Below are 2,051 nucleotides of genomic sequence, written 5' to 3' on the forward strand. Positions count from 1 at the left end.
GGTAGGGTCGGGGGCTGGCGCGGCGGCGCATGACGCTCCGTTTCCAGCCCCCGCCACTTCAATCCGTGCATGCGGTTCTCCCGCACACGGCTTTCCGACACCGTTCACCGCCGGGCATGCGCCGCCACCCAACGCACGTTCCCACCAAGGCGGAAGACCCCGAGCCGGGCAGTCCACTCATGCGTGTAGCGAGTGGCCCAATTCCGGCCTCGCAGGCCGTGTTTCCGGCTGGCGAAGATGGCTAGCCGTTCATGGACGTAGCTGTCGGTCGCAGCGAACTTCTGCCCGGAATGCCCGTTGCGGAAGTACCCGGCCCAGCCCCGCAGCACGGGATTGAGGTCGGCCACCACAGCCGTCACCGGCCTCTCGGTCCGGGATCGGGAGGTGGCCGCGCGGATCTTCTCCCGCAGCACCCCCAACGCCCGTGCCGAGGGCCAGCGTTGCAGGTAGAACCTGCCGCGCCACTTCCATGATTCCACCTTGCGGTGATGGAAGCCGAGGAAATCGAAGCCCTGTCCGCCCCGGGTGAGGCAGACGATGCCGGACTTTTCGGGGTGCAGAACCATCCCGAGCCCACCCAACACCTGCGCCGCCAACTCCCGCGCCTGTTCGGCACGTTCGCGGGTCGGCGCCAGGACCACGAAGTCATCGCAGTAGCGCACCAGCACTCCCAGCCGCTGCCCCCGCTCCTGCCACGCCTCATCAAGGACGTGCAGGGCGATATTGGCGAGCAACGGAGAGATCGGTGAGCCCTGCGGGGTTCCCGCCCCGGCCGGGGAGGTCACCCCGCCCTCCAGCACGCCCATCCGCAGCCATGCCCGGATCAGCTTCAGCATCGGACGGTCCACCACGCGCCTCGCCACCTGAGCGACGAGCGCGTCATGATCAATCGTCCCGAAGCAGTCCCGGATGTCGGCCTCGAACACCCACTCCCGGCCCTGGTTCGCCGCGACGCGCACGCCCTCGCACGCATCGATCGCGGACCTCTTGGGCCGGAATCCGTAGCTCGCCTCGGTGAACTGGGCCTCGAAGACCGGTTCGAGAACCAGTTTCGCGGCCGTCATCACCACCCGGTCCGCCACGGTGGGGATCGACAGCGGCCTCGACTCTCCCGGCCGCCCCGGCTTGGGGATCTTCACCCGTCGCAGCACTGACGGACGATACGTATACGTCCGCAGCCGCTCCGACAGGTCCTGGAGGAACACTTCCACCCCGGCGGCGGCCACCGCGTCGACAGTCACACCGTCCACGCCAGGCGCGCCCCGGTTCGTGCACACGACCGACCATGCCCGCCACAAGACGTCCATGCGGTGGACGTGGCCGTACAGGACATGAAACCGTCGCTCGGGTTGTTGCTCGGCCACACGGTAGAGCGTCCACTGCAAGGCTCGAACCTTGTCCAGAGGCTGGCCGCCCTGTCGTGCGGGGCCTTCCTCCCGGCGGATGGATCTAGCCGTTGCGGCACTCATCCGGGCACCTCCTTGTTCGTGTCACGCATCGATGAAGCAGGGGCCCTTCGCTCCCGGCGGGTTATGTTGTCCCGCCGATCGTCACTACTACGGCCCCCTCCGACTTCCTCTCGACAGCCCGCCATTTCCCGGTTCCACCGGTTATAGGCAAGCCACACTCCCGGACCACATCCGGGGCCGAGGAGGATCTCTCCAGTTCCCAGGACACCCTTCCGACCGTTCCACGCCCCCTACGCCGGGAGGTTCTTGAGCGCCCGCTCCAGGTTCCCGGACGCCTTCCATGGCCTTCGCCAAAAGAGCACAGGCTCGGCTCCTCCTTGGCCTGCCCCGCGGGGCAGGGAATCTTTCACGACGCTGCAGGCTTCGCTTCATGCTGCGGACCGGTCGGTCGCACGCCCCCGAAGGACGCTTGTCACTCCACTTCGACGCCGCCCTCTCGAACGACGCCGGGAGTCAGCTACCGGGGACCCTGGCGTCTCCCCGGACCGGACTTGCACCGGCTGGCTGCCCTGAGCTTGACGCTCGGTTACATCTCCTCAGCCTCCTTTCGAACCGGGACAATGCCCGAGCTGCTGGACGTAC

General features: G+C 67.6%; 1 protein-coding gene. It reads right to left on the reverse strand.

Annotated elements, in window-relative coordinates; translation table 11 throughout:
* Positions 1-104: 104 nt before the first annotated feature.
* Positions 105-1,469: a group II intron reverse transcriptase/maturase gene (gene ltrA, locus AB0D14_RS44895; RefSeq protein ID WP_362791304.1), complete on the reverse strand. Its 1,365-nt coding sequence runs from the start codon at positions 1,467-1,469 to the stop codon at positions 105-107.
* Positions 1,470-2,051 lie beyond the last annotated feature (582 nt).

The organism is Streptomyces sp. NPDC048484 (assembly GCF_040651415.1).
In the GTDB taxonomy this organism is placed as follows: Bacteria; Actinomycetota; Actinomycetes; order Streptomycetales; family Streptomycetaceae; genus Streptomyces.

Excerpts from the sequence above, each read along its gene's own strand:
- ltrA (WP_362791304.1), bottom strand. The coding sequence starts at position 1,469 with ATGAGTGCCGCAACGGCTAGATCCATCCGCCGGGAGGAAGGCCCCGCA.